General features: G+C 42.0%; 22 protein-coding genes, 2 tRNA genes and 1 riboswitch. Of the genes, 14 read left to right on the top strand and 10 right to left on the bottom strand.

What is annotated here, in order from left to right; translation table 11 throughout:
• Position 1 precedes the first annotated feature (1 nt).
• Positions 2 to 2,296 (top strand): phosphoenolpyruvate--protein phosphotransferase, encoded by a 2,295-nt coding sequence (gene ptsP, locus GBI66_RS06305; RefSeq protein WP_005192157.1) that lies wholly within the window; start codon positions 2 to 4, stop codon positions 2,294 to 2,296.
• 78 nt (positions 2,297 to 2,374) lie between these two features.
• Here the strand turns inward: ptsP and GBI66_RS06310 are convergent, their stop codons facing one another.
• Positions 2,375 to 2,824: a hypothetical protein gene (locus GBI66_RS06310; RefSeq protein WP_151715526.1), complete on the bottom strand. Its 450-nt coding sequence runs from the start codon at positions 2,822 to 2,824 to the stop codon at positions 2,375 to 2,377.
• Between the two features lie 621 nt (positions 2,825 to 3,445).
• On the opposite strand from GBI66_RS06310, the gene GBI66_RS06315 reads away from it, so the two are divergent.
• From GBI66_RS06315 to GBI66_RS06325, 3 genes are all read left to right on the top strand, one after another.
• The gene (locus GBI66_RS06315) at positions 3,446 to 4,966 is read left to right on the top strand and encodes a catalase (protein WP_005192148.1); all 1,521 of its coding nucleotides are present in this window, start codon (positions 3,446 to 3,448) and stop codon (positions 4,964 to 4,966) included.
• A gap of 92 nt (positions 4,967 to 5,058) precedes the next feature.
• A complete protein-coding gene (locus tag GBI66_RS06320) occupies positions 5,059 to 5,499 on the top strand; it encodes a thiol-disulfide oxidoreductase DCC family protein (RefSeq protein ID WP_005192145.1) in 441 nt (146 codons plus the stop codon).
• A complete protein-coding gene (locus GBI66_RS06325) occupies positions 5,496 to 5,903 on the top strand; it encodes a DoxX-like family protein (protein ID WP_005192142.1) in 408 nt (135 codons plus the stop codon). The genes GBI66_RS06320 and GBI66_RS06325 overlap by 4 nt, the downstream gene beginning before the upstream one ends.
• On the opposite strand, the gene GBI66_RS06330 is transcribed toward GBI66_RS06325, so the two are convergent.
• Positions 5,890 to 6,942 (bottom strand): MBL fold metallo-hydrolase, encoded by a 1,053-nt coding sequence (locus GBI66_RS06330; RefSeq protein WP_005192140.1) that lies wholly within the window; start codon positions 6,940 to 6,942, stop codon positions 5,890 to 5,892. The genes GBI66_RS06325 and GBI66_RS06330 overlap by 14 nt on opposite strands.
• 385 nt (positions 6,943 to 7,327) lie before the next feature.
• On the opposite strand from GBI66_RS06330, the gene GBI66_RS06335 reads away from it, so the two are divergent.
• The gene (locus GBI66_RS06335; protein WP_151715527.1) at positions 7,328 to 8,233 is read left to right on the top strand and encodes a LysR substrate-binding domain-containing protein; all 906 of its coding nucleotides are present in this window, start codon (positions 7,328 to 7,330) and stop codon (positions 8,231 to 8,233) included.
• A gap of 55 nt (positions 8,234 to 8,288) precedes the next feature.
• Here GBI66_RS06335 and GBI66_RS06340 read toward each other — a convergent pair whose 3' ends face one another.
• The 4 genes from GBI66_RS06340 to GBI66_RS06355 all read right to left on the bottom strand — a co-directional run bounded on the left by GBI66_RS06340 (position 8,289) and on the right by GBI66_RS06355 (position 11,327).
• A complete protein-coding gene (locus GBI66_RS06340; protein WP_151715528.1) occupies positions 8,289 to 8,897 on the bottom strand; it encodes a glutathione S-transferase family protein in 609 nt (202 codons plus the stop codon).
• A gap of 52 nt (positions 8,898 to 8,949) precedes the next feature.
• A complete protein-coding gene (locus GBI66_RS06345; RefSeq protein ID WP_151715529.1) occupies positions 8,950 to 9,648 on the bottom strand; it encodes a YafY family protein in 699 nt (232 codons plus the stop codon).
• Positions 9,649 to 9,723: 75 nt separating this feature from the next.
• A complete protein-coding gene (locus GBI66_RS06350; protein ID WP_005192130.1) occupies positions 9,724 to 10,398 on the bottom strand; it encodes an HAD-IA family hydrolase in 675 nt (224 codons plus the stop codon).
• Positions 10,395 to 11,327: an RluA family pseudouridine synthase gene (locus GBI66_RS06355; protein WP_151715530.1), complete on the bottom strand. Its 933-nt coding sequence runs from the start codon at positions 11,325 to 11,327 to the stop codon at positions 10,395 to 10,397. Before GBI66_RS06355 ends, GBI66_RS06350 begins: the two co-directional genes overlap by 4 nt.
• A gap of 432 nt (positions 11,328 to 11,759) precedes the next feature.
• Between GBI66_RS06355 and GBI66_RS19435 the strand changes: the two genes are divergently transcribed.
• The 5 genes from GBI66_RS19435 (at position 11,760) to GBI66_RS06380 (ending at position 17,933) form a co-directional block, all read left to right on the top strand.
• Positions 11,760 to 11,906, top strand: a complete 147-nt coding sequence (locus GBI66_RS19435) for a hypothetical protein (RefSeq protein WP_004637771.1) — start codon at positions 11,760 to 11,762, stop codon at positions 11,904 to 11,906.
• A gap of 208 nt (positions 11,907 to 12,114) precedes the next feature.
• The gene (locus tag GBI66_RS06365; RefSeq protein WP_151715531.1) at positions 12,115 to 15,456 is read left to right on the top strand and encodes an Rne/Rng family ribonuclease; all 3,342 of its coding nucleotides are present in this window, start codon (positions 12,115 to 12,117) and stop codon (positions 15,454 to 15,456) included.
• A 194-nt stretch (positions 15,457 to 15,650) separates the two neighbouring features.
• Positions 15,651 to 17,492, top strand: a complete 1,842-nt coding sequence (locus tag GBI66_RS06370; protein WP_151715532.1) for a long-chain-acyl-CoA synthetase — start codon at positions 15,651 to 15,653, stop codon at positions 17,490 to 17,492.
• Positions 17,493 to 17,665: 173 nt separating this feature from the next.
• Positions 17,666 to 17,741: transfer RNA gene (locus tag GBI66_RS06375), tRNA-Lys, on the top strand.
• A 116-nt stretch (positions 17,742 to 17,857) separates the two neighbouring features.
• Positions 17,858 to 17,933, top strand: a tRNA-Lys gene (locus GBI66_RS06380).
• Between the two features lie 122 nt (positions 17,934 to 18,055).
• Here the strand turns inward: GBI66_RS06380 and hemW are convergent.
• Positions 18,056 to 19,210: a radical SAM family heme chaperone HemW gene (hemW, locus tag GBI66_RS06385; RefSeq protein ID WP_151715533.1), complete on the bottom strand. Its 1,155-nt coding sequence runs from the start codon at positions 19,208 to 19,210 to the stop codon at positions 18,056 to 18,058.
• Positions 19,211 to 19,349: 139 nt separating this feature from the next.
• On the opposite strand from hemW, the gene GBI66_RS06390 reads away from it, so the two are divergent.
• The 4 genes from GBI66_RS06390 (at position 19,350) to GBI66_RS06405 (ending at position 23,291) form a co-directional block, all read left to right on the top strand.
• A complete protein-coding gene (locus tag GBI66_RS06390) occupies positions 19,350 to 19,811 on the top strand; it encodes a DMT family transporter (RefSeq protein ID WP_005210256.1) in 462 nt (153 codons plus the stop codon).
• 31 nt (positions 19,812 to 19,842) lie between these two features.
• Positions 19,843 to 21,204 carry an MATE family efflux transporter gene (locus GBI66_RS06395; protein WP_151715534.1) on the top strand — a complete coding sequence of 454 codons (1,362 nt, stop codon included), beginning with the start codon at positions 19,843 to 19,845 and terminating at the stop codon, positions 21,202 to 21,204.
• A 279-nt stretch (positions 21,205 to 21,483) separates the two neighbouring features.
• Positions 21,484 to 22,776 (top strand): AarF/ABC1/UbiB kinase family protein, encoded by a 1,293-nt coding sequence (locus GBI66_RS06400; protein WP_151715535.1) that lies wholly within the window; start codon positions 21,484 to 21,486, stop codon positions 22,774 to 22,776.
• Positions 22,777 to 23,036: 260 nt separating this feature from the next.
• Entirely contained in the window at positions 23,037 to 23,291 is a 255-nt protein-coding gene (locus GBI66_RS06405) for a type B 50S ribosomal protein L31 (RefSeq protein ID WP_005155032.1), read from the top strand.
• Positions 23,292 to 23,389: 98 nt separating this feature from the next.
• On the opposite strand, the gene GBI66_RS06410 is transcribed toward GBI66_RS06405, so the two are convergent.
• The 3 genes from GBI66_RS06410 to GBI66_RS06425 form a co-directional block, all read right to left on the bottom strand.
• Positions 23,390 to 23,719, bottom strand: coding sequence for a DUF190 domain-containing protein (locus GBI66_RS06410; RefSeq protein WP_151715536.1), 330 nt, complete (start codon positions 23,717 to 23,719; stop codon positions 23,390 to 23,392).
• 16 nt (positions 23,720 to 23,735) lie between these two features.
• Complete coding sequence (gene crcB, locus GBI66_RS06415) at positions 23,736 to 24,116, bottom strand: fluoride efflux transporter CrcB (protein ID WP_005192109.1); 381 nt, start codon at positions 24,114 to 24,116, stop codon at positions 23,736 to 23,738.
• A 133-nt stretch (positions 24,117 to 24,249) separates the two neighbouring features.
• A riboswitch (Fluoride riboswitch) is annotated at positions 24,250 to 24,316 on the bottom strand.
• A gap of 80 nt (positions 24,317 to 24,396) precedes the next feature.
• Entirely contained in the window at positions 24,397 to 25,254 is an 858-nt protein-coding gene (locus GBI66_RS06425) for a DUF2071 domain-containing protein (protein ID WP_151715537.1), read from the bottom strand.
• Positions 25,255 to 25,305: the final 51 nt, after the last annotated feature.

Consider the following 25,305-nt stretch of genomic DNA (forward strand, 5'->3'; position numbering starts at 1 on the left):
CATGTCAAACATGCAACTCGACACGCTTAGACGCATTGTGCAAGAAATCAATGCGTCCGTCAGTTTGCATGATTCCTTGGACATTATGGTCAATCATGTGGCCGATGCCATGCATGTGGATGTCTGCTCGATTTATTTATTGGACGAACGCAATCGCCGCTATGTATTAATGGCCTCTAAAGGTCTAAAACCTGAAGCAGTTGGTGCAGTATCACTCAGTGTGGGTGAAGGTTTGGTCGGTCTCGTTGGACAACGTGAAGAAATCGTTAACTTAGACAATGCACCAAAACATGAACGCTTCGCCTATTTACCTGAAACTGGTGAAGAACTGTTCAACTCATTCCTTGGCGTTCCAGTGATGTATCGCCGTAAGGTGATGGGTGTCTTGGTTGTTCAAAATAAAGAATCGCAAGACTTTAGCGAAGCGGCTGAATCATTCTTGGTTACACTCTGTGCGCAACTTTCAGGGGTTATTGCCCATGCACATGCGGTGGGAAATATTGATGTTTTCCGCAAACCGAGCAATGGCCCTAGCTATAAAACCTTCCAAGGTGTTTCTGGTGCAGGCGGTGTCGCTTTAGGTCGTGCCATCGTACTCTATCCTCCTGCTGATCTTGCTGCGATTCCAGATCGTGAAGCAGAAGATATCAGCGATGAATTGGAATTATTGGATCAAGCCATCGCTGCGGTACGTTTGGAGATTCAATCTCTAGATGAAAAAATGCAAGATTCATTGATGTCTGAAGAACGCGCCTTATTTAGCGTATTCTTAAGAATGCTTGATGAAAATGCTTTGCCAAGCGAAATCAAAGACCATATTCGTGCAGGCAGTTGGGCACAAGGTGCGGTACGTAAAGTCATCGATAAACATGTTGCACTATTTGCACAAATGGAAGATGACTATCTACGTGAGCGCGTCTCAGATCTCAAAGATCTCGGTCGTCGAATTCTGGCTTGCTTGCAAGAAAATGATACCAGTCACCGTGAACTCAGTCCTGACAGTATTTTAATTGGCGAAGAAATCAGTACAGCAGCATTGGTTGAATTACCCGTCGATAATATTGCTGCAATTGTCACCTCTGAAGGTGCTGCCAACTCACATATGGTGATTGTGGCACGTGCACTGGGTATTCCAACCGTGGTGGGTGTGACCGAGTTACCCATTACTACACTCGATGATATTGAGATGATTGTCGATGCTTATCAAGGGCGTATCTTCGTCAATCCACCTCGCCGCTTACGCCAGCGTTATAAAGAAGTTCAAAAAGAAGAAGAGCAAATTGCCAAAGATTTAAAGCAATACGAAACCAAAGATGCAATTACCCCTGATGGTGTGTCAGTTCCTTTGTTCGTAAATACAGGTCTGATGATTGATGTGGTTCGTGGCGTACAACGTGGTGCCAAAGGCGTTGGTCTGTATCGTAGTGAAATTCCATTCATGCTACGTGAACGCTTTCCTGGCGAAGAAGAGCAACGTGCCATTTACCGTCAACAGCTCAGCCATTTTGCCAATAAACCCGTAATTATGCGTACCCTCGATATTGGTGCGGATAAAGACTTACCTTATTTCAGTATTGAAGAAGAAAACTCAGCATTAGGCTGGCGTGGCTTACGCTTTACACTGGATCATCCAGAAATTTTCTCTGCACAAATCCGTGCCATGCTCAAAGCCAGTATCGGCCTGAATAATTTGCATATCTTGTTGCCAATGGTAACCAGTGTCAGTGAAGTTGAAGAAGTTCTATATCTGTTGGAGCGTGACTGGATCGCAGTACAAGAAGAAGAACAGGTCAAGATTACCAAACCGAAAATCGGCATTATGGTTGAAGTACCGAGTGTTCTATTACAAATTGATGAGTTTTCCGAACTGGTTGATTTCTTCTCGGTCGGTTCCAACGATTTAACCCAATATTTATTGGCAGTTGATCGAAATAATCCTCATGTCGCCAACGTCTATTCACATTTCCATCCTTCTATCCTGCGTGCCTTAAAACGTTTGGTACAGGACTGCCATGAGCATCAAAAACCAGTCAGTATCTGTGGTGAAATGGCAGGTGATCCATTATCAGCTATTCTCCTGATGGCAATGGGTTTTAATACCCTGTCGATGAGTTCTAGTAATATTCTAAGAGTACGCAAAGCGATTTGTCATGTCCCAATGAGTGATGCCAAAAAACTCTTAGATGATGTTCTACAAATGAATAACCCATTGGTCATTAAAAGCTGGCTCGAACATTATTTTAGAACCCACGGTTTGGCCGATATGGTTAAATCAAATCGTATGCTCAATGTCTAAACCAGACATTTGCAGATAAGATCAAACATAAAAAAGGGCGACTCTTTCAACAAGATCGCCCTTTTTCAATATATCTGTTTATTTTGCTGGGCGTAGGTAAATCTGTTGTTTAGCGCCATTCAACGTCACGTTCGGAAATTTACGATCATAATCGATCACAATCGCATCTTTACCAGTCAAATTCTTGGCATCTGATTCCCAAGTCACGTAATACTTGATATTTGCATCCTCTCGAACTGAGGGTTGAATAAGCTTACGATGATCTGCTGGCACAGTAAAATCAACTACAAATGGCACCTGAGAGATCTGAACTTTTTTCTGTTGAATCAACGTCGCTGGAACATCGGCGATCTGACTGTCCACCGCATACAAACTCACGGTACCCTGCTGTGGCGTTACCGCATAATTACCTGGTCCAACAAACTCAACATTCAATGAGTTTGCTTTAGTTTCATCTTTTTGTGGCATGGAAGTACAACCTGCTAAAACAGTTAAAGACAATCCGAAACTTAATGCTAACTTTTTCATTTTTTTAATCTCTTAAAACATAAGCACAAAATAACATAGCAAATATTAAAATCCTGAGGATTTACATATCTCCAACTTAGTCTTTATGTTCAGAAACCTAACTCGCATAGAGTGAAATATCTCATGTTTTAAATGCTGCTCAAACAGCATTGAAGATATATATAAAATAATTCTAGAGCACTCTTTAAGGCCTTTTACACAACTCCAACATGCAAAAATCGCCTTTCTTTATCCTAAATTCTTAGATTTTTACTTTTTAAGAATCGGGGTTGTCCTCACTTTTTATTTAATCCAACTAAAACAGTAAGTCTTTATTTTTTCATTAGCTTTTATCTTTTTTTAACAAATCTAACATTCAAAACATTGCAGTTCATGTTTAAGATTTAGACAGCTTCAATCGAATAAAGCATTTATGACATCAACTTTAATCCATTGGAAAAAAAGCTTTCATCAACCTAGAGTAAAAATACAAAGGATGTGAACTTGATCATGATAAATCGCACTTAGGCATCTGAAATTTCGATACCCAATTTGCACATGAAATAGTTAAACATTCATATCTTTGAACGGTCCAATAGTTGAGATGATCTCACTCACAGATCATCTTGATGGAGATAGAACATGAGCCAAGACGATAAAAAATGTCCTTATAGCCACTTAACCACTGATTTTGGTGCCCCTGTCGTTGATAACCAAAACAGTATGACCGCAGGTGCTAGAGGACCATTATTAGCCCAAGATTTATGGCTAAATGAAAAACTTGCCAACTTTGTTCGTGAAGTCATTCCTGAGCGTCGTATGCATGCCAAAGGTTCAGGTGCATTTGGCACGTTCACGGTCACCCATGATATTACTCAATATACTCGCGCGAAAATCTTTAGTGAAATCGGTAAAAAAACCGAAATGTTTGCGCGCTTTACCACGGTTGCAGGTGAACGTGGTGCAGCAGATGCAGAACGAGATATCCGTGGTTTTGCTTTAAAATTTTATACTGAAGAAGGTAACTGGGACATGGTCGGGAACAATACCCCTGTGTTCTTCTTACGTGATCCACGTAAATTCCCAGATTTAAACAAAGCGGTAAAACGTGACCCTAAAACCAACATGCGTAGTGCAACCAATAACTGGGATTTCTGGACTTTACTTCCAGAAGCATTACACCAAGTGACCATCGTGATGTCTGATCGTGGTATCCCTTCAAGCTATCGTCATATGCATGGTTTTAGTAGCCATACTTATAGTTTTATTAATGCTGCTAATGAACGTTTCTGGGTGAAATTCCACTTTAGAACGCAACAAGGGATTAAAAACTTAACCGATGCAGAAGCTGGCGAATTGGTGGGTCAAGATCGCGAAAGTCATCAACGTGATTTATTCGATGCGATTGAACGTAAAGATTATCCAAAATGGACGCTTTTTGTACAAATCATGCCTGAGCAAGATGCAGAGAAAGTTCCATATCACCCATTTGACTTAACCAAAGTTTGGCCTCACGGCGACTATCCATTAATTGAAGTCGGTGAATTCGAACTAAATCGTAATTCAGAAAACTTCTTCTTAGATGTAGAACAATCTGCTTTTGCACCAAGTAACTTGGTACCTGGTATCAGTGTTTCACCAGACCGTATGTTACAAGCACGTTTGTTTAACTACGCGGATGCTCAACGCTACCGTCTTGGTGTGAACTACCAACAAATTCCAGTTAATGCCGCACGTTGCCCTGTACATAGTAACCACCGCGATGGTCAAGGCCGTATCGACGCCAACTATGGTGGCTTACCACATTATGAGCCAAACAGCTTCGGTCAATGGCAAGAACAACCTCAATACAAAGAGCCACCATTGAAAATTAATGGCGATGCCGATTTCTGGGATTATCGTGAAGATGACAATGACTATTTCAGCCAACCACGTGCATTGTTTGAATTGATGACACCTGAACAACAACAAGCACTGTTTGGTAATACCGCACGTGCGATGGGTGATGCTTTAGACTTCATCAAATATCGCCACATCCGTAACTGCTATGCTTGCCATCCAGCTTATGGTGAAGGTGTTGCTGCAGCTCTAGGACTTACTGTTGCAGACGCTCAAGCAGCACGTGAAACAGATCCAGCCCGTCATTTACCAAGCTTCCTATAAGCTTTGAAATGCTAAAACAAAAGTCATCCTCGGATGGCTTTTTTTATGGAATTGGGTGACAATTTATTCAAAACAGCATCAGAAAAATAACCATGCCCAAACCATTACAGCAACTGATTCAAACCAATAACATCATCTTGTTTGATGCTGAGTGTGTGCTGTGCTCGGCATGGGCTGATTTTATGATCAAACATGATGTTGAGTATCTGTTCAAACTGGTCTCTGTTCAATCCAATGTCGGACAGCAACTCCTTGCCTATTGCCATCTCCCTACTGACCATTTTGAAACAATGGTCTTACTGGAAAATGGTCAATGTTATACCGAATCGACCGCATTTCTACGCATCATGCATCAACTAGACTCCCCTTACGCCAGTTTAAAATATGCGCGTGTTATCCCTAAACTGGTACGTGATTTCGCTTATCGTCGTATTGCGCTTAATCGTTATCGCCTATTTGGTAAAACCGAACAATGCTATCGCGTCACACCTGAAACTCAGCAGCATTTTCTATTGGATGAGGTCTTAACATGAATAGAGAGAACCAGACTATTCAACAGATCTTAAGGTTTTGTCAGCTAATTATTGCAGTGCTCTGGATTTATCAGGGACTGATTCCCAAATTAATTTTTCAGGTACAAGATGAGCAATATGTTTGGCAGCAACTCGATGTGCCTATGCCTTATATTACATGGATGATTTCACTGTCGGGCATTGCCGAAATCATTTTTGGTAGTTTGTTTTTATTTTTAACTCACAAGTATTTACATTGGCTCAGCATCATCAGTTTGATTGGCTTATTTATTTTCGTCTTGTTGATTTATCCCGAAAAAATCTATCAGGCTTTCAATCCTGTGGTCATGAATATTGCACTTGCGAGCCTTTCTGTGATTTCACTATGCTGTATCAACGCACTTCAAAATGCTAAGCACGAATAAAGTGCCCTTCACGGATACAATAAAACGGATTCACCAATTTTGAAGAGGATTTCATGGCTTGTTGGAGTTCATGCTCGGGGGCATCACGATCTTCGTCCGTCAGTTGAAAGGTTCGATAATGAATCGCCAAAGAACGGTGGGCATGTAAATCGAGATGTGCATGAAACGCATCTTGTGGATTCATATGTACATAGCGCATCAGCATGCGTGGTTCATAAGCACCTATCGGCAATAACGCCACACGTGCATCACCATAACGCTCATGGATTTGTTTAAAGTGCGTGGAATAGCCTGTATCCCCAGCAAAGAAGCAATGTCCTGTTTTAGCAACTAAAGAAAAACCACCCCACAGTGCTCTATTTTGATCACGTACACCTCGTCCAGAAGTATGTTGCGCAGGTGTATAAGCGATCTTCAACTCATCATGAAACGGAATCTCCTGCCACCAATCCATTTCAATCACATGTAAATGTTTAGGTAGGTAATAACCATTACCCAAGCCTGTATAAATCGGCATTTCAAATTTTTGATGCAACCATTCTAAAGTTGCCAAATCCATATGATCATAATGATTATGGCTCAATAACACGCCATGAATTGTTGGAAGATGTTCCAAAGCAATCCCCGCTGGACATACTCGACGTGGTCCATTGCCCTGTTTGGGGCTGACATATTCACACCAAACTGGATCGGTTAGAAAATTATAGGGGCCGATTTGAATTAACACCGTCGCATGCCCAACAAACCAGATTTGCCAATCATTGAGATCTGCATGGGGACGGTTTTGGGGAAGCTCCAGCATGTGATTTCGCATATTCCATTCATGCGAGCGATCTACCGTCCAAGTCGATGATTGTCGTGTAGCCAGCCATTTTAATAGGCCTTTACGATCAAAAGGTGTGAGCGGTTTCTGCAAATTATAGAAACGATCTATTCCGCAATGATCAGAGGCCTCATGTGGAAAAGGAGGTTTCCCCCAAGTATGGCTCAAGCAAGATTGTGTCGGCAATTGGTAGGTTAATGTCGGCTTATCTTTCATGTACGTCTTCTTTGGTGGAATCTCATCGCATGAGGTGGGTAATATTTATCCCTTCAGATCATGAATCTTATTTAACGCGACCCATTCAAATCATGATGATTTTTCAGGATTCCCGTCTTATTCTAGATTCATAAAATCGGTCTTTGATCCTAACATAAGCTTATTAGTTATGCTGATTTTCTGATGCAGAGTCAACACAATTTTACCGAACTAATAAACCCTGCTGACAATTCAGGCCAATCTGTAAGCATGAGTTTTTTATCTTTTTTTACATTTTATGGAAAAGCATATTGTATATAAAATCACCTTGGCTATAATGCGCCAATAGCATGGTGTTCTCATCACTAAAACTACAAAAACTGTTAGACACCTTTGGACCAGCCTTATGGAATTACGTCATTTACGCTATTTCATTACCGTTGCTGAAGAGCTCAGTTTCAGTAAAGCAGCGCTTAAATTACACACGGCACAACCCTCTTTAAGTCAGCAGATTAAAGATCTTGAAGATGAAGTGGGCGTTCAGCTTTTGCATCGGACCAAACGAAAAGTTGAATTGACTGATGAAGGACAAGTTTTTTTAGAGCAAGCCCGTTTAACTTTGACGCAGGCAGATAAAGCCGTGACCATGGCACGACAGGTTGCTGCCGCCAAAGTACTATGCTTAAGAATTGGTTTTGTCCCTTCTGCTGAAATTCGTATTTTCCCTTATATCTTGCCACGTTTGAGAGTCCGACTACCTAAGTTACAAATTCGCAGCCTCAATCTCAAAGAAAGCGATCAAATCAACCTACTTAAAAAAGGCGATTTAGATGTTATTTTTAATAATCAAAAATTTGAAAATGAGACCTTCTCCAGTCAACTGGTATTAAAAGAACCTTTGGTACTGATGCTGCCCAAGCAACATCCGCTTGCCCAATACTCAGAAATCACCACTACTCAATTACAGGGTGCGATTTTAACCATACTGACCCACAAGCTCTCTCAACCCTTGGCACGAACCATTACGCAATACATTAAACAGCAGCAGATCCATTTTCAAAGTATCGATGAGGCCAATACGATTGGCGAAGCGATTCAAGCAGTCCATTCAGGGCAAAGTTGTGCCATTTTACCAGCTTATATCCAAGCTTTGGCCACTGATCAAATTGTGGTACGGCCATTGAATCATGCTCTGCCCCATTTAGATGTTTTTATGAGTTACCAAAAACTTAAATCCAGCATAGCAACACAGCAATTTTTGGAGGAAATTCGGCAGGTATTTGGCTTAGAAAGCCAGCTTGATCCGAAATAAAATCAAACAAATAAAAAAGCCGAGTTACTCGGCTTTTTTAGCTGCTATTTAGGGTCTAAACATTACTAAAAAATGCTGCAAATTTTTGATAACTTGGTCGCTGTTTAATGTTTTCTAAATAGTGCTCAATCGCAGGATGAGACTGAATATCCCCCATCTTAAGCTGCCAAAATAACATCGCAGCAACCGTCACATCTGCAGCAGTAAACTGCTTCCCACATAAATAAGGATCAACTTCACTCAGTCCTTGCACAAAGGCATTATAGGCATCGTGGTAATCACCATATCCAACAGAACCTTTCTGATCGGGCTTCACCTCAACCCCAAGCATTTTATTCGTTGAAGCGGCTTCCCAAGGCCCAGAGATGAAGAATAACCAACGATAATAGACACCACGTTTTGGATCATTGAGTGCGGGTGCCAAGCCTTTATCCGCAAATTTATCAGCTAAATAAGCACAAATTGCATCTAGCTCATAGACAACAACATCGCCATCGACAAGAACAGGTACTTTGCCAAATGGATTAATTTTTAAATATTCAGGTGCTTTCATCTCAGTTTGAAAAGCAACCTCGATACGTTCGCATTCAATGCCAAGCTCGATCAGTAACCAGTCAACAACGACGCCACGCGAAAAACTATTGGTATAAAGTTTAAGTGCCATTTTGATATTTCCTTGGTGAGTTATTCTTATTTCAATGTAATTGTTTTGATTGTCAGTTTTTGTCAGTAGTCTCACGGCACATTTCCTGTGCCCACCACTGTTGGAATAATTGTTGTTTGAATTGAGGATAAAGCTCCTGACTCAAGCTCAGCGCTCGAATCCGATCAATACGGAAGTGACGAAAACTTTTACGTAGCTCACACCATGCCGCCAATACGATTCGATCATTAAAATAACCTAGCGCAAATGGCCACAAAATACGAGAACTTATCCGTTGCTGTTCGTCGGCATAATCTACGGTAATTTTTAACTGCTGACGGATCGCCAAACGAACTTGCTCCACCAAAGTTTCATCAACTGGTAACCAGACATTGATGGATCTTAAAGTGGTTTGTTCAAGTTGATGCTGACAATGCTCAGGCAGTACCGCATTGAGTTTTGCCAATACTGAAGTTGAAGCCGATTTCAAAGCCAAATCAGGAATATCACTCAACCAATTCAGTGCTAAAAAAATCGCTTCGATCTCGGTTTCATTCAGCGTCATCGGTGGAAGCAGAAAATCTTGTTTCAGTTGAAACCCTAATCCAGCGGCAGCATCAATACAAACACCCTGCTCACGCAAAGTTTCGATATCACGATAGACACTGCGCTGGCTAATCTGTAAACGCTCTGCCAACACCTGCGCGGTCACAGGATAGCGATATTCTCTAAGTAGCTGTAATAAATTGAGCAAACGGATTGAACGACTCATATGGTCCCTATTGTTATTATGAATGATGGGAAGGCGAACATCCCCATCATTGTCGTTTCATATAATTTAGATGAATTAACTCTCGGTCAAAGCAGCCACATTCAGCACACTTTGCAAAGCCTTGTGTAGATCCTGCACATTATGCGCGATCGCCAGAGGTTGATATTGCAGTAAGGTTTCAATGCTATGCACACCATAACTCACACCAATACGCGGCATATTGAGATTACGAGCCATTTCTAGATCATAACTGGTATCACCTACCATAACAGCACGATCAGCAGTGACATCCATCTCGGCAAGAATTTCCTGCAACATCAATGGATCAGGTTTAGATTTGGTTTCACTTGCTGCACGGGTAATATCAAAGATCTCATCACTATTGGTTTGTGCCAAAACCCGATCTAAACCTTTACGGCTTTTGCCTGTTGCCACAGCCAGCTTTAAACCTTGCTGTTTTAGATCTGCGAGTAACTCTGCAACACCACTAAACCATGCATCCCCTTTGGAGTTTGCCACATAGTGATCCGCATAACATTGCAAAATGTCTTGCTGTAAATGCGGAACTTGTGGAAACAAGATTTGCATCACTTCAGGTAAACCTAAGCCAATAATACTTTTTGCCGCGTCGTCCGTCAGGGGTTGTTCAAACTGTTGTGCCGCATATTGCAGGCTTGCCACGATTTGCCCAACCGAATCAAATAAAGTGCCATCCCAGTCGAAAATCACTAACTCGATATTTTGACTCATTTCTGCTTTCTCAACTGATCGATCACCTGTTGCATGTCTTCAGGCATTGGCGCTTCAATGCTTGGATAGTTTGGAATGTCTAAGCGCATCGCATGTAGACACAAACGACGTGCCTCTGGACCTGCATGTGGCGTGTTGTGACCATACTTATCATCCCCAACTAAAGGATGACCAATACTTAAACCATGCACACGAATTTGATGGGTACGACCTGAAAGCGGCGAAGCATGTACCAAAGTAGCCGATTTAAATCGCTCAACCACTTTCCAGTTGGTCTTACTTGGCTTGCCTTCTTTGGTCACACGCACACGACGTTCGCCATTAGCCAACTCATAACGCAATAATGGCGCATCAATCAATTGCTGATCCAGACTAACTTGCCCTTTGACAATTGCAGCATAAGTTTTTTGAATTTTATGCTCACGCAGTAAATCCTGTAGTAATTTTAAGGTACTGCGTTTTTTACTGATCATGACCAAACCTGAGGTATCACGGTCAATACGATGAATCAATTCTAAATATTTTTTGCCAGTCGCAGCGCGTAACGCTTCGATTAAGCCATAAGCCACACCACTGCCACCATGTACGGCAATACCTGAAGGTTTATTAATCACCAACAAACCTTCGTCTTCATAGACCACACGGCTCAGTAAGCTTTGTGCTACATCATCACTCACCGGTACATCAGATTCATCTTTTTGTTCGTAACGAATTGGAGCGACACGAATTTGGTCACCAATGCTCAAACGTGTTTCTGCTTTTATTCTTTTTTTATTAACGCGTACTTGCCCTTCACGAATTAAGCGATAAATGCGACTTTTTGGAACACCTTTTAATCGGGTAAATAAAAAATTATCTATTCGCTGCCCTTCTTGATGTTCATCCACGTCAAACCAAGTGACACTTTGCCATTGCTGTGTAGAATTCATACGCTCGATTAATCCAAGATTTGTTAAATATGATTAAAAATTGATCATTTAGCTAAGTTATTTCACAAGAAACCTAAACTTAGCCCATAGGCAGATGCTGCAAGGTTTGATATATTCAGCGCACGGATACCACCGTAAGTGAGCATCAAATCAAAAATTTTATTTAGATAAAATTTTAAATCGATGAGATATTCACCAACAACTCGGATAGGTCCTAAAGAATTATGCCGACGCCGAAGGCTTATTATATCGGCAAAATGGCAAACTGTTGCGTTTAATTGTGCATCTGCACATACAGTTTGTTCAGAAAAAATATGTCGCCAGCAATTTGCTGGTTATTAAACGTAAACTGATCCACATCAGACAATTTGCTCCCTGATGTCGCATTCAGGCTAAAGCGTTGATGCATTGGAACTGCTAAGCAGAGATACGATGATCATTCCGTATCAAGACTTCCAGATGGATCGACTTCAATGCTTAATGACAGTGAAAGTCACCATCCAATGCACCGCTCACCCGCCAGTGAAGCGTACAGGAAACTTTGATTATGTCGGATCTAGTGATATTTCACAGATGTAAGACATACATGAAATATCAACGGATTCAAGATCGAAGCAGTATTGCTGACATCGAAGTAACCGTATCAAAACCCAGCTGGATATTTACAGTCAGTGGTTTCAGAGCTTCCTACACAAAGTTGCTTCTGAGTCTTGATCGCGCCAATTTGATGTCTGCTCAAAAATATTGAGCTTGTTGTTTGTGTGCATCACTATTAGGTGTCACACCCATGAAACGTATGTTGATTAATGCAACCCACGCAGAAGAAGTTCGCGTTGCACTTATCACTGGTAATCGTCTTTACGATTTCGATTTAGAGAATCGTACACGCGAACAAAAAAAATCAAATATCTATAAAGGTCATGTCACTCGCGTTGAACCGTCTTTAGAAGCGGTTTTCGTTGAGTACGGCGCACAGCGTCAAGGCTTTTTATCGATGCGAGAAATTGCAAACTCGTACTTCAAAGCTGACCCTCGTCAAACCTCAAATATTCGTGAACTCATCACTGAAGGCACTGAATTACTGGTTCAAGTTGAAAAAGAAGAACGTGGCAATAAAGGTGCTGCCCTATCTACTTTTATCTCACTTGCAGGCCGTTATTTGGTCCTCATGCCAAACAATCCAAAAGGTGGTGGTATTAGCCGTCAGATTTCTGGTTCAGTTCGTGAAGAATTGAAAGAAATTTTAGCGTCTTTAAATCTACCACGTGGCATGAGCGTCATCGTTCGTACCGCAGGGATTGGCCGTACTCAAGAAGAGCTTCAACTCGACTTGCAACATCTGCTTGACCTTTGGGCACAAATCCAAGGTTCAGCAAGTTCAGGCCCATCACCAATGCTAGTGCATCAAGAAGCTGGTGTAGTGACGCGTGCGATTCGTGATTATTTACGCGATGACGTTGCTGAGATTCTGATTGATAGCGAGCAAGCCTACAACGAAGCGTATAACTTCGTAAAAGCAGTGATGCCGCGTCAACTCGACAAATTAAAAACCTATACATTGAATGAGCCTTTATTTGCTCATTTTGGTATCGAAAGCCAAATCCAAACTGCGTATGAGCGTGAAGTAAAACTTCCATCTGGCGGTTCAATCGTGATTGATCAAACCGAAGCACTGGTATCAATTGATATCAACTCGGCAAAATCAACACGTGGCCATGATGTTGAAGAAACTGCGCTCAATACCAACTTAGAAGCTGCCGAAGAAATTGCACGTCAACTTCGTTTACGTGATATCGGTGGTTTAGTCGTGATCGATTTTATCGACATGACCAAAGACCGTAACCAACGTATGGTTGAAGCGAAATTACGTGAAGCAACTCAAAGCGATCGCGCACGTATTCAATTCGGTCAACTGTCACGTTTTGGCCTCATGGAAATGAGTCGTCAACGCCTACGTCCTTCTTTAGAAGAAGCGACTGGCTACGTATGCCCACGCTGTCATGGCACAGGCATGGTACGTGACTTACGTTCGCTGTCACTTTCGATTATGCGTAAGGTTGAAGAAATCGCTTTACGTGAGCGTCAAGGTGAAGTTCAAGTCGAAGTCCCTGTTGAAATTGCAGCATTCTTGTTGAATGAAAAGCGTCACAGCCTGGTTTACCTTGAGCAAACTTCGAATGTTCGTGTGACAGTATTGCCTCACCCACATTTAGAAACTCCACATTATCAAATCCAGTTCAATCCAGACGGTTTTGCACCTTCTAGTTATGAACGTACAGAAGCAACCCGTTCAAGTGAAAAAGAACTGGGTTATGAATCTTCTGACTGGCATTTAGAAGATGCAGAGCACCACCATGCTGCACCAACACAAAATAATGCAGCACCACAAAAGAAAGCGGCACAACAACACGCTGCTCAAGCAAAACAACCACAAGCAACGACACAAAAGTCAGCAAGTCCTTGTGCATGGTTAGAAAACTTATTTGTTCAAAAACAAGCACAAACCACTGACCAAGCACGTTCTGCACAAAATGCAGCAGCAGCCATTGAACAAATGGTAAATAATGGTGCTGTAAGCCGTGGTCAATTTGGTCAAGTGAATGCACCTGCTGCCACCGAAGTCGCAGCACCAGCAGCAAACAATGCTTATATTTCGCAAAATCCTGTGAAACAAGAAGCTCGTGAGCAGTTTGATAAAGACGAGAAATCAAATCGTCCAAATCAAAATCAGAAGAAGCGTAAGCACAAAGAACAACGCGAGCAACACGCGCATGCACATGAACAACAAACTCAAGTGCATGAAGAAGTGGTACAGCTTTCACGCCAAGAACAGCGTCATGAGCAACGTGAGCTAAAACGTCAGCAAAAACGTCAACAACCTCAAGAATCACAAAACCAGCAACAGCACAACAATGATGCTGCGCATGGTAACGAGGCTGCACCGTTGCCACGTCGTGATCGTAATCAGCAACGTCCAAATCGCCCAAATCGTCATCGCGATCAAAGCGTATTGAATGAAGCTCCTGCTACAACTGAAGCACCAGCGAATCCGCAACAGGTGAAAGTTGATGTGGTAGATGCTCCACGTTCAGCACCAATGAACACTGCCCTAATCGTTAATATTGATCAAGGTCAAAGTGAAATTGTGGCTCTGAACTCGCAACAAGCACCTGCTTTGACACCTAAAGTTGAAGCTGCGGTTGTTGAAAAAGCTGAAACCGCACCTGTTGTTCAAGCAGAAAAAGCTGCCGTTGCTGAACAAGCACCTGCAACAGAAACTGCTCAAGCACCTGTAAAACGTGCAGCCAATGACCCACGTTCACGTCGTCGTCAACGTGGTGCTCAAGCAGCTCAAAAAGCAGCACCTAAAGTCGTTGTGGCACCATCACAAATTCCGACTTTGGGTCAATACACGGTCAGCAGTTTGATTCGTCATGTCTATGGTGAAGATTGCACTATTCTCATTGACCAATTTGGCTTAATCACCACGTTTAACCGCGCACTACAAAAGTTTGCTGAACAATATGCAAACTCTTTAGTCGTGGAAACAACGGTTGAAGAAAATAAGCGTCCTGTCACACGTGATGCTGAACTTCCAAGCAAAAAAGTAGTGGAAGAAGCTGAACCAGCACCTGTGCTAGCACTTACACCACCAGAAGCAGCAGCAATTCGTGTTGCCAATGATCCGCGTGAACGTCGTCGTTTAGCGAAAATGGCAGCAGAGCAAGCGAAAGAAGCACATGTTGCCTCAAATGCAGCACCAGCTCCTGTGGAAAGCACTGAATCGAAAGAAGAAGTGAAACAAGCAGAAGATGTCGTTGTCGCAGAAGCAGCAGTAACTACTGCACCTGAGCAACAACCTTTAGAACTTGCCAGTACAGATGCTGTAGCAGAAGTTGCGCCAGTTGAGGCTGAAGCAGTTGAACCGGTTGTAACTGCAGAAGTTGAAACCGTAAGCGAGACTGTTGCAGAAGTTACCGAGCCTGCTCAAGCTGTTGAAAAAGCTGAACAAGCGACAACTTCGACAGAAGCAGAATTGGATGATGAAGCAGCGAAAGCGGAAAAAGAGAAATCTAGCCGCCCTCGTCGTCCACGTGGCCGTCCACCTAAAAAAGCCACAGCTGAGTGAGTAATTTGCTAAATTGCACTCAATAAGGCTAAGCCTAGTCATTTCGATGACTAGGCTTTTTTGTTATTTTGTCAAATTAGGTTGATTGCTCTAGGCACTTACCATTACAAAACAGCATTAACAAAATGGTGTGAATGGTTGTGTTCTAACGGATAGCCATTTCTTGGATTGATCGAAAAATAAATAGGATTGATATGAGCCAAACTACGCAGACCGATATTATTACCCTTGGTGATGTCGCAACTCGACTTCCTAACTTCATCACTAAAGTACCTCATATCCTCAATGGTCTTAAACAAGCATATTTGCGAACACCAACATCTCCTGCTGGTTTAGGTATTGCCTTTGAAAAAGCAGTCAAGCGTAACCCTCAAGGCATCGCACTGTTATTTGAAGATCAAAGCTATAGCTACCAAGCACTCAATGAATGGGCAAACCAAATTGCGCATTATTATTTATCGCTTGGTGCTAAAAAAGGCGATGTCATTGCAGTGATGGTTGAAAACCGTCCTGAACTTATTGCCTCTATCGTTGCATTGGCAAAAATTGGGGTGACAATTGCACTCGTCAATACCTCACAAGTCGGTAAGGTACTCGCGCACAGTATTAATCTGGTCAATCCAATTGCGGTGATTGCAGGTGAAGAAGTTCGCGCTGCGATTGATGAAGCACGTCAAGACTTAAAAGTTGCTCAAGATCGTTTCCACTGGTTTGCCGATCAAGAAACCCGTAAAAATGCAGGGACTGCACCACAAGGTTACGTGAACCTAGCGCAACAAATTGATCAATTCCCAAAATTCAATCCATCGACCACGCGCACAGTGACAGGTAAAGATGGTTTGTTCTACATCTATACCTCAGGTACAACAGGCTTACCAAAAGCAGTAATTTTCACTCATAGTCGCTGGACGCTGGCTTATGGCACCTATGGTCACATTCTGAATTTAGGTAAAGATGATGTGATGTACGTGACTCTCCCGCTTTACCATGCGACGGGTGTCGTCGTATGTTGGTGTGGTGTGATTGCTGGCAGTGCAACACTTGCTGTTCGTCGTAAATATTCAACCAGTGCCTTCTGGAAAGATGTACAGAAATTCAATGCCTCTGCAATTGGGTATGTCGGTGAACTGTGTCGTTACCTGATTGATGCACCTGCAACAGAACAAGATCGTGCACACCGCGTCACCAAAATGATCGGTAACGGCATGCGTCCGAATATCTGGGGCAAATTTAAAGAACGCTTTGGTGTCGAAGAAGTACTTGAACTTTACGCATCTAGCGAAGGTAACGTTGGTTTTAGCAACATCTTCAACTTTGACAACACCGTAGGCTTCTCTCCAACACCGTATGCAATCGTTGAATTCGACAAAGAGAAGAATGAATTAGTCCGCGATAAGAAAGGTCACTGTAAGAAAGTGAAAACAGGCGAAGTCGGTCTACTGATTGGTAAGATCACCAGCCGTTCACCATTCGATGGCTATACCGATCCTGAAAAGAACAAGTCTGTGATTTTGAAAGATGTGTTTACCCAAGGTGACTCATATTTCAATACAGGTGACTTGGTTCGTGATATCGGTTTCCGCCATGCACAGTTTGTGGACCGTTTAGGCGATACTTTCCGTTGGAAGGGTGAAAACGTTTCTACAACAGAAGTAGAAAACATGGTCTGCGAATATGAAAAGATCGTAGAGGCTGTGGTATACGGTGTAGAAATTCCAAATACCAATGGTCGCGCAGGTATGGCAGCGATCACCTTGGTCGATGGTGCAGAACTCAATGAAGCGGACTTAAGCGACATGGTTAATGTGTTTAAAAAATGCTTACCGTCTTATGCCATTCCCGTTTTCTTACGTGTTCAAGAGAAAGTAGAAACAACTGGAACATTTAAATACCAGAAGAATAAACTGAAAGAAGACTCATTTAATCCGAGCAAAACTTCTGAACGTTTACTGGTTTTATTACCAGGTGCAAGCAGCTATAGTGATGTAAATACTGAGATCTTTGATAATATTCAAAGCTATCAATACCGTTTCTAGTTTATTTTTTAGCTAAATAAGAGGAAATCGTGCTTTTTATAAACAATCATGCACATGTTTTTGAATTTCCTCTTGTGTTAGCTGAATAAGTTGCTAGAATACGCAACATCAAAACGAAGACGCATTTAGAACAAATTAGTTTTTCTTGCGAAGCTTGTTGAAATACTTGCTTAGGGTCGTTAGCTCAGCTGGTAGAGCAGCGGACTTTTAATCCGTTGGTCCCGCGTTCGAATCGCGGACGACCCACCATCTAATGTTTTGATACTCCTGAAAAGGATTGATAACCGAAAGTTATCAAGATTTGTAAGACTACGCGCTTTGCTTGTCTTGCAACAATTTTAGAGTGTTACTCTAAAATTCTTTCAGGGTCGTTAGCTCAGCTGGTAGAGCAGCGGACTTTTAATCCGTTGGTCCCGCGTTCGAATCGCGGACGACCCACCAAATTCTAAAAAGCCTCATCATTGATGAGGCTTTTTTATTGTCTACTCAATTTCTTTCTAAAAGATGACAACAGAACTGGTTTCACTCTAAGCATCCTTGCTTAAAGTCATCATGTGCTTAAATTATAAAAATGCTTCTAATACTGAATTTAAGAAAATATGTCCCTGCTCTGTACAAGCAATTCGCTGGCTATCCGCAATCAATAATTTTTTCTCGCGCAACCGCACTAGCTTTGGATTTAACTCATCCAGTTCAAGCCCAGTACGTTGAGCATAAAATGCTGCTGCAACACCTTCGTTTAAACGCAAAGCATTCATCATAAATTCAAAAGGTAATTCCTCAGCTTCGATACGCTTCATTTGCACATGCTCTGCAGGAACTTTAGCTAAATAATCTTTCGGCAACCGTGTTTTTTGAAAACGATAGACACCGTCCGGACGTGTCACCTTGCCATGTGCACCTGCGCCAATCGCCAGATAATCACCAAATTGCCAATAATTTAAATTATGCGCAGATGGCTTTTCCTTACGCCATGCTGAAACTTCATAATTCACATAACCATTAGCTTTTAAATACGCCTCACCCTGTTCTTGAATATGTTCTAAAACCTCATCTTGTGGCAATACAGGCTGAGTGCGGAAGAAAACCGTGTTTGGCTCAATGGTCAGTTGATACCAGCTAATATGCGTTGCACCATGCTCTACAGCCAATTTAAGATCCGTTAAGGCTTGTTCTTCTGTTTGTTGGGGTAAACCATGCATAAGATCAACATTAACACGCTCAAAGCCTGCTTGACGCGCCTGCTGAATCGCATCCAGTGCATTATTGGCTGAATGAATTCGACCAAGTCGCTGTAAATGTTCTGGATCAAAACTTTGTACGCCCAGTGATAAACGATTAATCCCCACCGCCAGATAATCGGCAAATGGATCATGCTCAACCGTACCTGGATTAGCTTCCAGTGTAATTTCACAGTCATCTTCAAAGTCTAAATGCGCTTTGAGTTGATCGAACAACCATTGATAACCTTGTGCAGAAATCAGTGACGGCGTACCACCACCAATAAATACACTGTGGATAGACCGCCCTTGCGCCATTTCAACCTGAGTCTCAAAGTCAGCCACCAATGCTTCAAGATATTGCTGTTCCAAGTCCATCGACAATTGCCCATCAGGAACAGCATGCGAATTAAAGTCACAATAAGGACATTTACGTACACACCAAGGCATATGAATATACAAAGACAGTGGAATATTTACTGGATTTAACAGACTCAAGATACAAGCTCAACAACAGAACCTGATTATTTTAACATGACTCGACTCGGCACGGTTGCCGCTTCGACGATACACACGGCTTATCATCCCCTATGTATTCAGTTAGACTGAGAACATAAAGAACAATTAGACCGATAATATGATGAAAATTTCCAGCCAATTGCTATTTATCCTTCCCCTTGCTTTAGGAATCGGGATTGCAATGGCCTTTCAAACGGCAATCAATGCACAGCTCCGAGAGTATCTCAACTCACCACTGCAAGCCGCCTTACTTTCCTTTTTGATTGGGACGATTATTCTAGCCCTATTAGTTTATTTCCAAGGTGCAGACAGACCCAGTTTAAGTGAACTTTCACAAATTCCATGGTTTCTTTGGTTAGGCGGCTGCCTTGGGGTTTATGCAATCAGTATGAGCATTTATACTGCACCTAAACTCGGATTTTTAACTTTTTCAGGTTTAGTGATTTTTGGACAATTGGTAATTTCCATGTTGATTGATCACTTTGGCTGGTTAGGTACAGACAAAACACCAATTAACTGGCAACGCCTACTGGGCAGTATTGTAATTTTTATTGGTGTGTTATTAACACTACAACGCTAATTCTCCCCCCATTTTAATAAGAGTATTTTTTGTGTCCCATGCCACAACCAAGCGATTTGAACTCAAACAGCTATTTCATTTGATGTTTCCAATTCTAATTACACAATTTGCCCAAGCTGGATTAGGTTTAATCGATACCATTATGGCAGGGCATCTTTCTGCTACGGATCTGGCAGCGATCGCAGTCGGTGTTGGTTTGTGGATTCCCATCATGCTGCTCTTTGCAGGAATCATGTTGGCAACAACACCTTTGGTTGCTGAGGCGCGTGGTGCAAGAACACCCGAAAAAATTCCAACCATTGCCCGACAGTCTCTATGGGTCGCTGTCATTCTCGGTATCGTAGCGATGCTAATTCTGCAATGTATGCCAATGTTCCTGCCCCTGTTTGGTGTGCCTGAAAGCTTAATACCGAAAGCAAGCCTGTTCTTACATGCGATTGGTTTTGGTATGCCTGCAGTCATGATGTATGCAGCACTGCGTAGTTATTCCGAAGCGTTGGGACATCCACGCCCTGTCACAGCCATTAGCTTGATTGCCTTATTGGTACTGATTCCGCTGAACTTTATCTTTATGTATGGCTTTGGACCAATTCCTGCACTAGGCAGCGCAGGTTGTGGTTTTGCAACGGCGATCTTGCAATGGCTCATGTTTATCACTTTAGCCATTTATATTTCCAAAGCAAAAGCCTATAAACAGGCGCCTATCTTCACCAAATGGGAAAGAATTGATCCAGTTTGGATTAAACGCATTTTAAAATTGGGTTTACCCATTGGACTTGCTGTATTTTTTGAAGTCAGTATTTTCAGTACCGGTGCAATTGTACTTGGCCCACTTGGTGAAAATGCCATTGCAGCTCACCAGATTGCAATTTCAGTCACTTCTCAGCTGTTTATGATCCCACTGTCCTTAGCGATTGCATTGACGATTCGTGTTGGCATGTATTATGGCGAACAAAACTGGCATGCAATGCGTCAAGTACAAATTGTGGGATTGATTACGGCCACGATCTTTGCAGCCTTGACCATGACATTGATTGCGCTTGCGCGTCCCTATATCGTGGCGATCTATACTACTGATATTAATGTCATTCCTGTTGCGATGTACTTACTCTGGTTCGCGATGGCCTATCAGTTGATGGACGCATGGCAAGTCAGTGCCGCAGGTTGTTTACGTGGTATGCAGGATACTCAGGCTCCTATGTGGATCACCTTGATGGCGTATTGGGTCATAGCATTCCCGATTGGTTTATACCTTGCTCGCTATACGGTTTGGGGTGCTGCTGGTGTCTGGCTCGGCCTGATTATTGGTTTAAGTATTGCCTGTGTTTTACTGATTGGTCGTTTATATTTTAACAATAAGCGTTTGATGCAAATGGCTAGCCCAAAGCTATAAACATGACCTTGTGTTAAAACCAAGCCTACAGAGGTGGCATGGATACTGCCTCTGTTAGGCCTCCAATACTGTCCATTTTGATCGTTAAAAATTAAAGTAAAGTCCGATACATCCTACATTCGACGGTCCTGATCAAAATTAAGTTATACAAATTTTTATTCTTTAATTCGGCCTCATTTCATACTTACATCACTTAACATTTTGTTATAGGCAATTTAAGTTTTGTCGCCTATGATCAAGATATCACTTTGAAACTAGATCGACCGAGGTCAAGCGCATATGGCAAAGCATGCAAGCTCTCCCAGTAGACGTTTTTTAAAACTGGCTGGCATGACCGCAAGTATTGCCAGTAAAAGTGTTGCCAATTCCATTCGAAATCTCACGGCAGACGAAGAACAAAAAAACGCTGCACGTAGCAAACTGTTTCAAGACATTGGTTTACAGATTGCAGATACATTGGGAGAAATGAAAGGCGCAGTAATGAAAGTTGGGCAAATCGCCTCACAATATAAAGATATTTTCCCACCAGAAGTGGCAAAGGCTATAGCCAAACTACAACGTCAAGCCCCTGCCATGCCCTTTTCTGCCATTCAGCAACAAGTTGAAAAAGAGTTGGGCAAACCTTTAAACCAGATTTTTAGCTCTTTTGAAGTAGAACCTTTTGCTGCTGCCTCAATTGGACAAGTACACCGTGCAGTACTACCAGACGGTCAAGCTGTGGTGGTGAAAGTGCAATATCCTGGGGTGGATCAAGCCTGTGAAAGTGATTTAAAACAAGTCCGTCTCGCTTTACGCTTAATGGGCGTGTTAAAGATTGATAAGAAGCTGCAAGATCAACTGTTTCAGGAAATTCAAGACAGCCTTTCTGCGGAACTGAATTATGAAATTGAAGCACAAAACCTAGAAGTCTTTAAAACCTTCCATGAAAAGCTCGATGATCAAATCATTATCCCAACTGTATATAAAGATTATTCTTCTCGTCGTGTATTGACCCTCAGTCTTGAACAAGGTGAATCCATCGAAACGGCAAGTACATGGTCGGTTGAAACACGTAATCAAATTGGTCGTCGTCTGATTCGTGCTTTAGGACAGGAAATGTTTTTCTTGAAGCGTTTCCATTGTGACCCGCATCCAGGCAACTTTGCTTTCCGTGCAGATGGCAGCGTGATTATTTATGATTACGGCAGCGTAAAAACCCTTTCACCTGAAATCATTCAGCATTTCAAAGCACTGGTGAATGCTGCTCGCCAAGAAGATATTGCTCAGGTTGAAGATCTGCTGGTGGAATTACATTCGATTGCTGAAAAGCAGAAATTCCCAAGTGAGTTATATACACAATGGATTGAAATCCTGTTGCGTCCTCTAAGCACACATTATGATTTTGCCGAAAACTCATCACATCACGATGGTATACGTCTGGTCAAACAATCATTGAAATACTGGGATGTGTTTAAACCCTCTCCAGATACCCTCATGGTTAATCGAACTATTTCAGGACATTATTGGAATCTCATTCACCTCAAAGTGCATGACAATCTCAATGATTTGTTTGAAGAATTAGTTCCAAACTAGTCCATATAAAAATGCCAATCATCTGATTGGCATTTTTATGAACTCATTTATTTTAGCCCATCAATTTTCGTTATTTTTTCCCCATACTCGATAAAGTATGAGGCAATTGAACCAATACAATCACATGATCAAAGCTAGGTTTTTCGGTACTTGCCGATCAGCTATTTAAAAATAAGTGCCAACAAAACTTGAAATGAAGAAGATTGACTTCACATATTGTTATGTTATAACATTTCCACAAATAATAGGAGTCATTCAAAATGCGTAAAGGTATTCATCCAACCTATCAACAAGTGCTGTTTCACGATACCAATGCGGATACTTATTTCTTAATTGGTAGTACCCTGCAAAGCAAACAAACTCGTGAATATCAAGGTAAAGTTTATCCATACGTGACCCTTGATATTTCAAGTGCATCACATCCGTTTTATACAGGTGAAGTACGTCAGGCAAGTAATGAAGGACGTGTCGCAAGCTTTAACAAACGCTTTGCACGTTTCAATCGCAATAGTTAATCTTCTGTTAAGTTTCACATATTAAGCTGTAAACATTAGAAGTCTAAGGCTATCTCTCCTCCACTTAGACTTCTTTTTTTATACCTAACGTTTACCCTCTAAGAATCCGTCGTTGCTTGTCCAACTACACCAAACTCAATTGGTGTTTTGACATAGAACAAAGAAACTTCTTTATCATTCAAATAATTCATTAATTCGACTGCCTGCTCATTTGTTACTGCGAACTGGATCTGTACAGGTCGATCAGCCAACTCAAAGAAACTGGCAGAATGAAACAAACCATGATGATCAACGCCTTCCAGTCCAGCGAGCACGGTTGCGCCACGTAAATTCATTTGTTTTGCGACAGACAATAACCATTCGCTGATCGGTTGTCCCTGATAGTTACGATTCTGGGCGGTATAAAAAGTAATTAAAAATCCATTCATTATCGTTGCTCCTCAACTATGCAGCACTCAGCCATTGATGCAAACTCATGCCTAAAATCGTAAATAGCAACGACCCAAGTACATGAATCAGAATCGCTGCACAGGCATAACCCAACTTACCACTTTGCAATAACGCAAGAATCTCGGCAGAAAAGGTCGAAAAGGTGGTTAATGCACCACAAAAGCCTGTGATTACAAACAGCTTGTAATTAGGACTCAATGAGCTTTGAGAAAAATAGGAAATTGCAAAACCAATAATAAAGCCACCAACAAAATTGACTGTGACCGTACCCAAAGGAATCGTTGGAAAGATCGGATTCAGTTTTAGCCCCAAAAACCAACGCAGCCATGCGCCGAGTACCGAGCCTAAAGCGATTGAAAGTAATGGATAGTACATGACTTACTCCAAAGACAATGTTGGAGTGAAAGAATAGGGTGACATGGATTTATAGCTATTGTTTTGAAGAATTTTCATTGGCGAACTCCAAAAATGGGAACAGAGCACGCACGAACCTACGCCCCCTGTTCAGGGTAACGTAGGCATCATTAGCCATTATGGCGGTTTGTGACAGGAGGAATGCCATCTCCTTTGCTCTAAAATAACATATTTTTTGGGCAACTCAACCCATGTTTTGATGCTGAATGACGCTGTGTATAAACATCAACTTATCCACAGCTTATTCCGATGTTGCTAAAACTTTTTCCCCAACCACATAGAAATCTAATGCAGGTACGACAAAAGCGAAGGCTTCTGTCTCCTGATCTAAACCGAATTGTTGCAATAATTTGGGTGCTTGTAATGCACGAACCTGAGCAGCTTGAGTCTGTTGAAACTGAAACGGCATCTGAATATCCCCTTGCGACATTCGAGTCGGTTGATCGATCCATTCTGTCCATGCATGGTCTTGATCAACTAAGAATTGAACGGCAGCATCCCATGATGGAAATAGCATTTCCCATGCAGTAGGTAATTGCTTTTGCTTCATTATCTGCACATCGCTGATCAAGGCATAATCCTTATCAACGCTAATTTCAGTATGGATACTGCCTTGTTGTTCATCAAATTGATGTTGAAACACCGAAGCATATTGTGCTGGCATCACATCACTGGCAAAACGGCCACCAATCACATATAAGGCCTGATCGACGATTACCTGCTCAAAAATCACGGTCTTTGAATGCGACTCATCCAAATAAAAGCGCCAGTTACTTTGTCGAGGTGAAGGCATTAACTGACGTAATTTTCCCAAGAAACTGAAACCAAAATGATGATGCTGATAAGTCAGAATGGTAAAAATGGTTTTCCCATCTTTTTCCCATAACTGTACATCTTTCGGATAGCGCTGACGGACCTGTTCAACATCCACCAGCCACGATAAATACACAATATTGCTGACCCGACTCTGCAAAGGCATAAACGGCAATATGCGCATCATCAAACGGCGCAGTTGCAATAGGAAACGGCAACTAAAAACGGGAGCGAGAAAGCGCAATAAGCGTTTGGATGGCGGTAATTTAAAGTCATGTCGATTCATTATTATTCAGCACATTCATAAGCATTCTGAGCATAAACCGCCAGCGCTATA

This window comes from Acinetobacter sp. TUM15071 (assembly GCF_008980925.1).
GTDB lineage: Bacteria > Pseudomonadota > Gammaproteobacteria > Pseudomonadales > Moraxellaceae > Acinetobacter > Acinetobacter dispersus.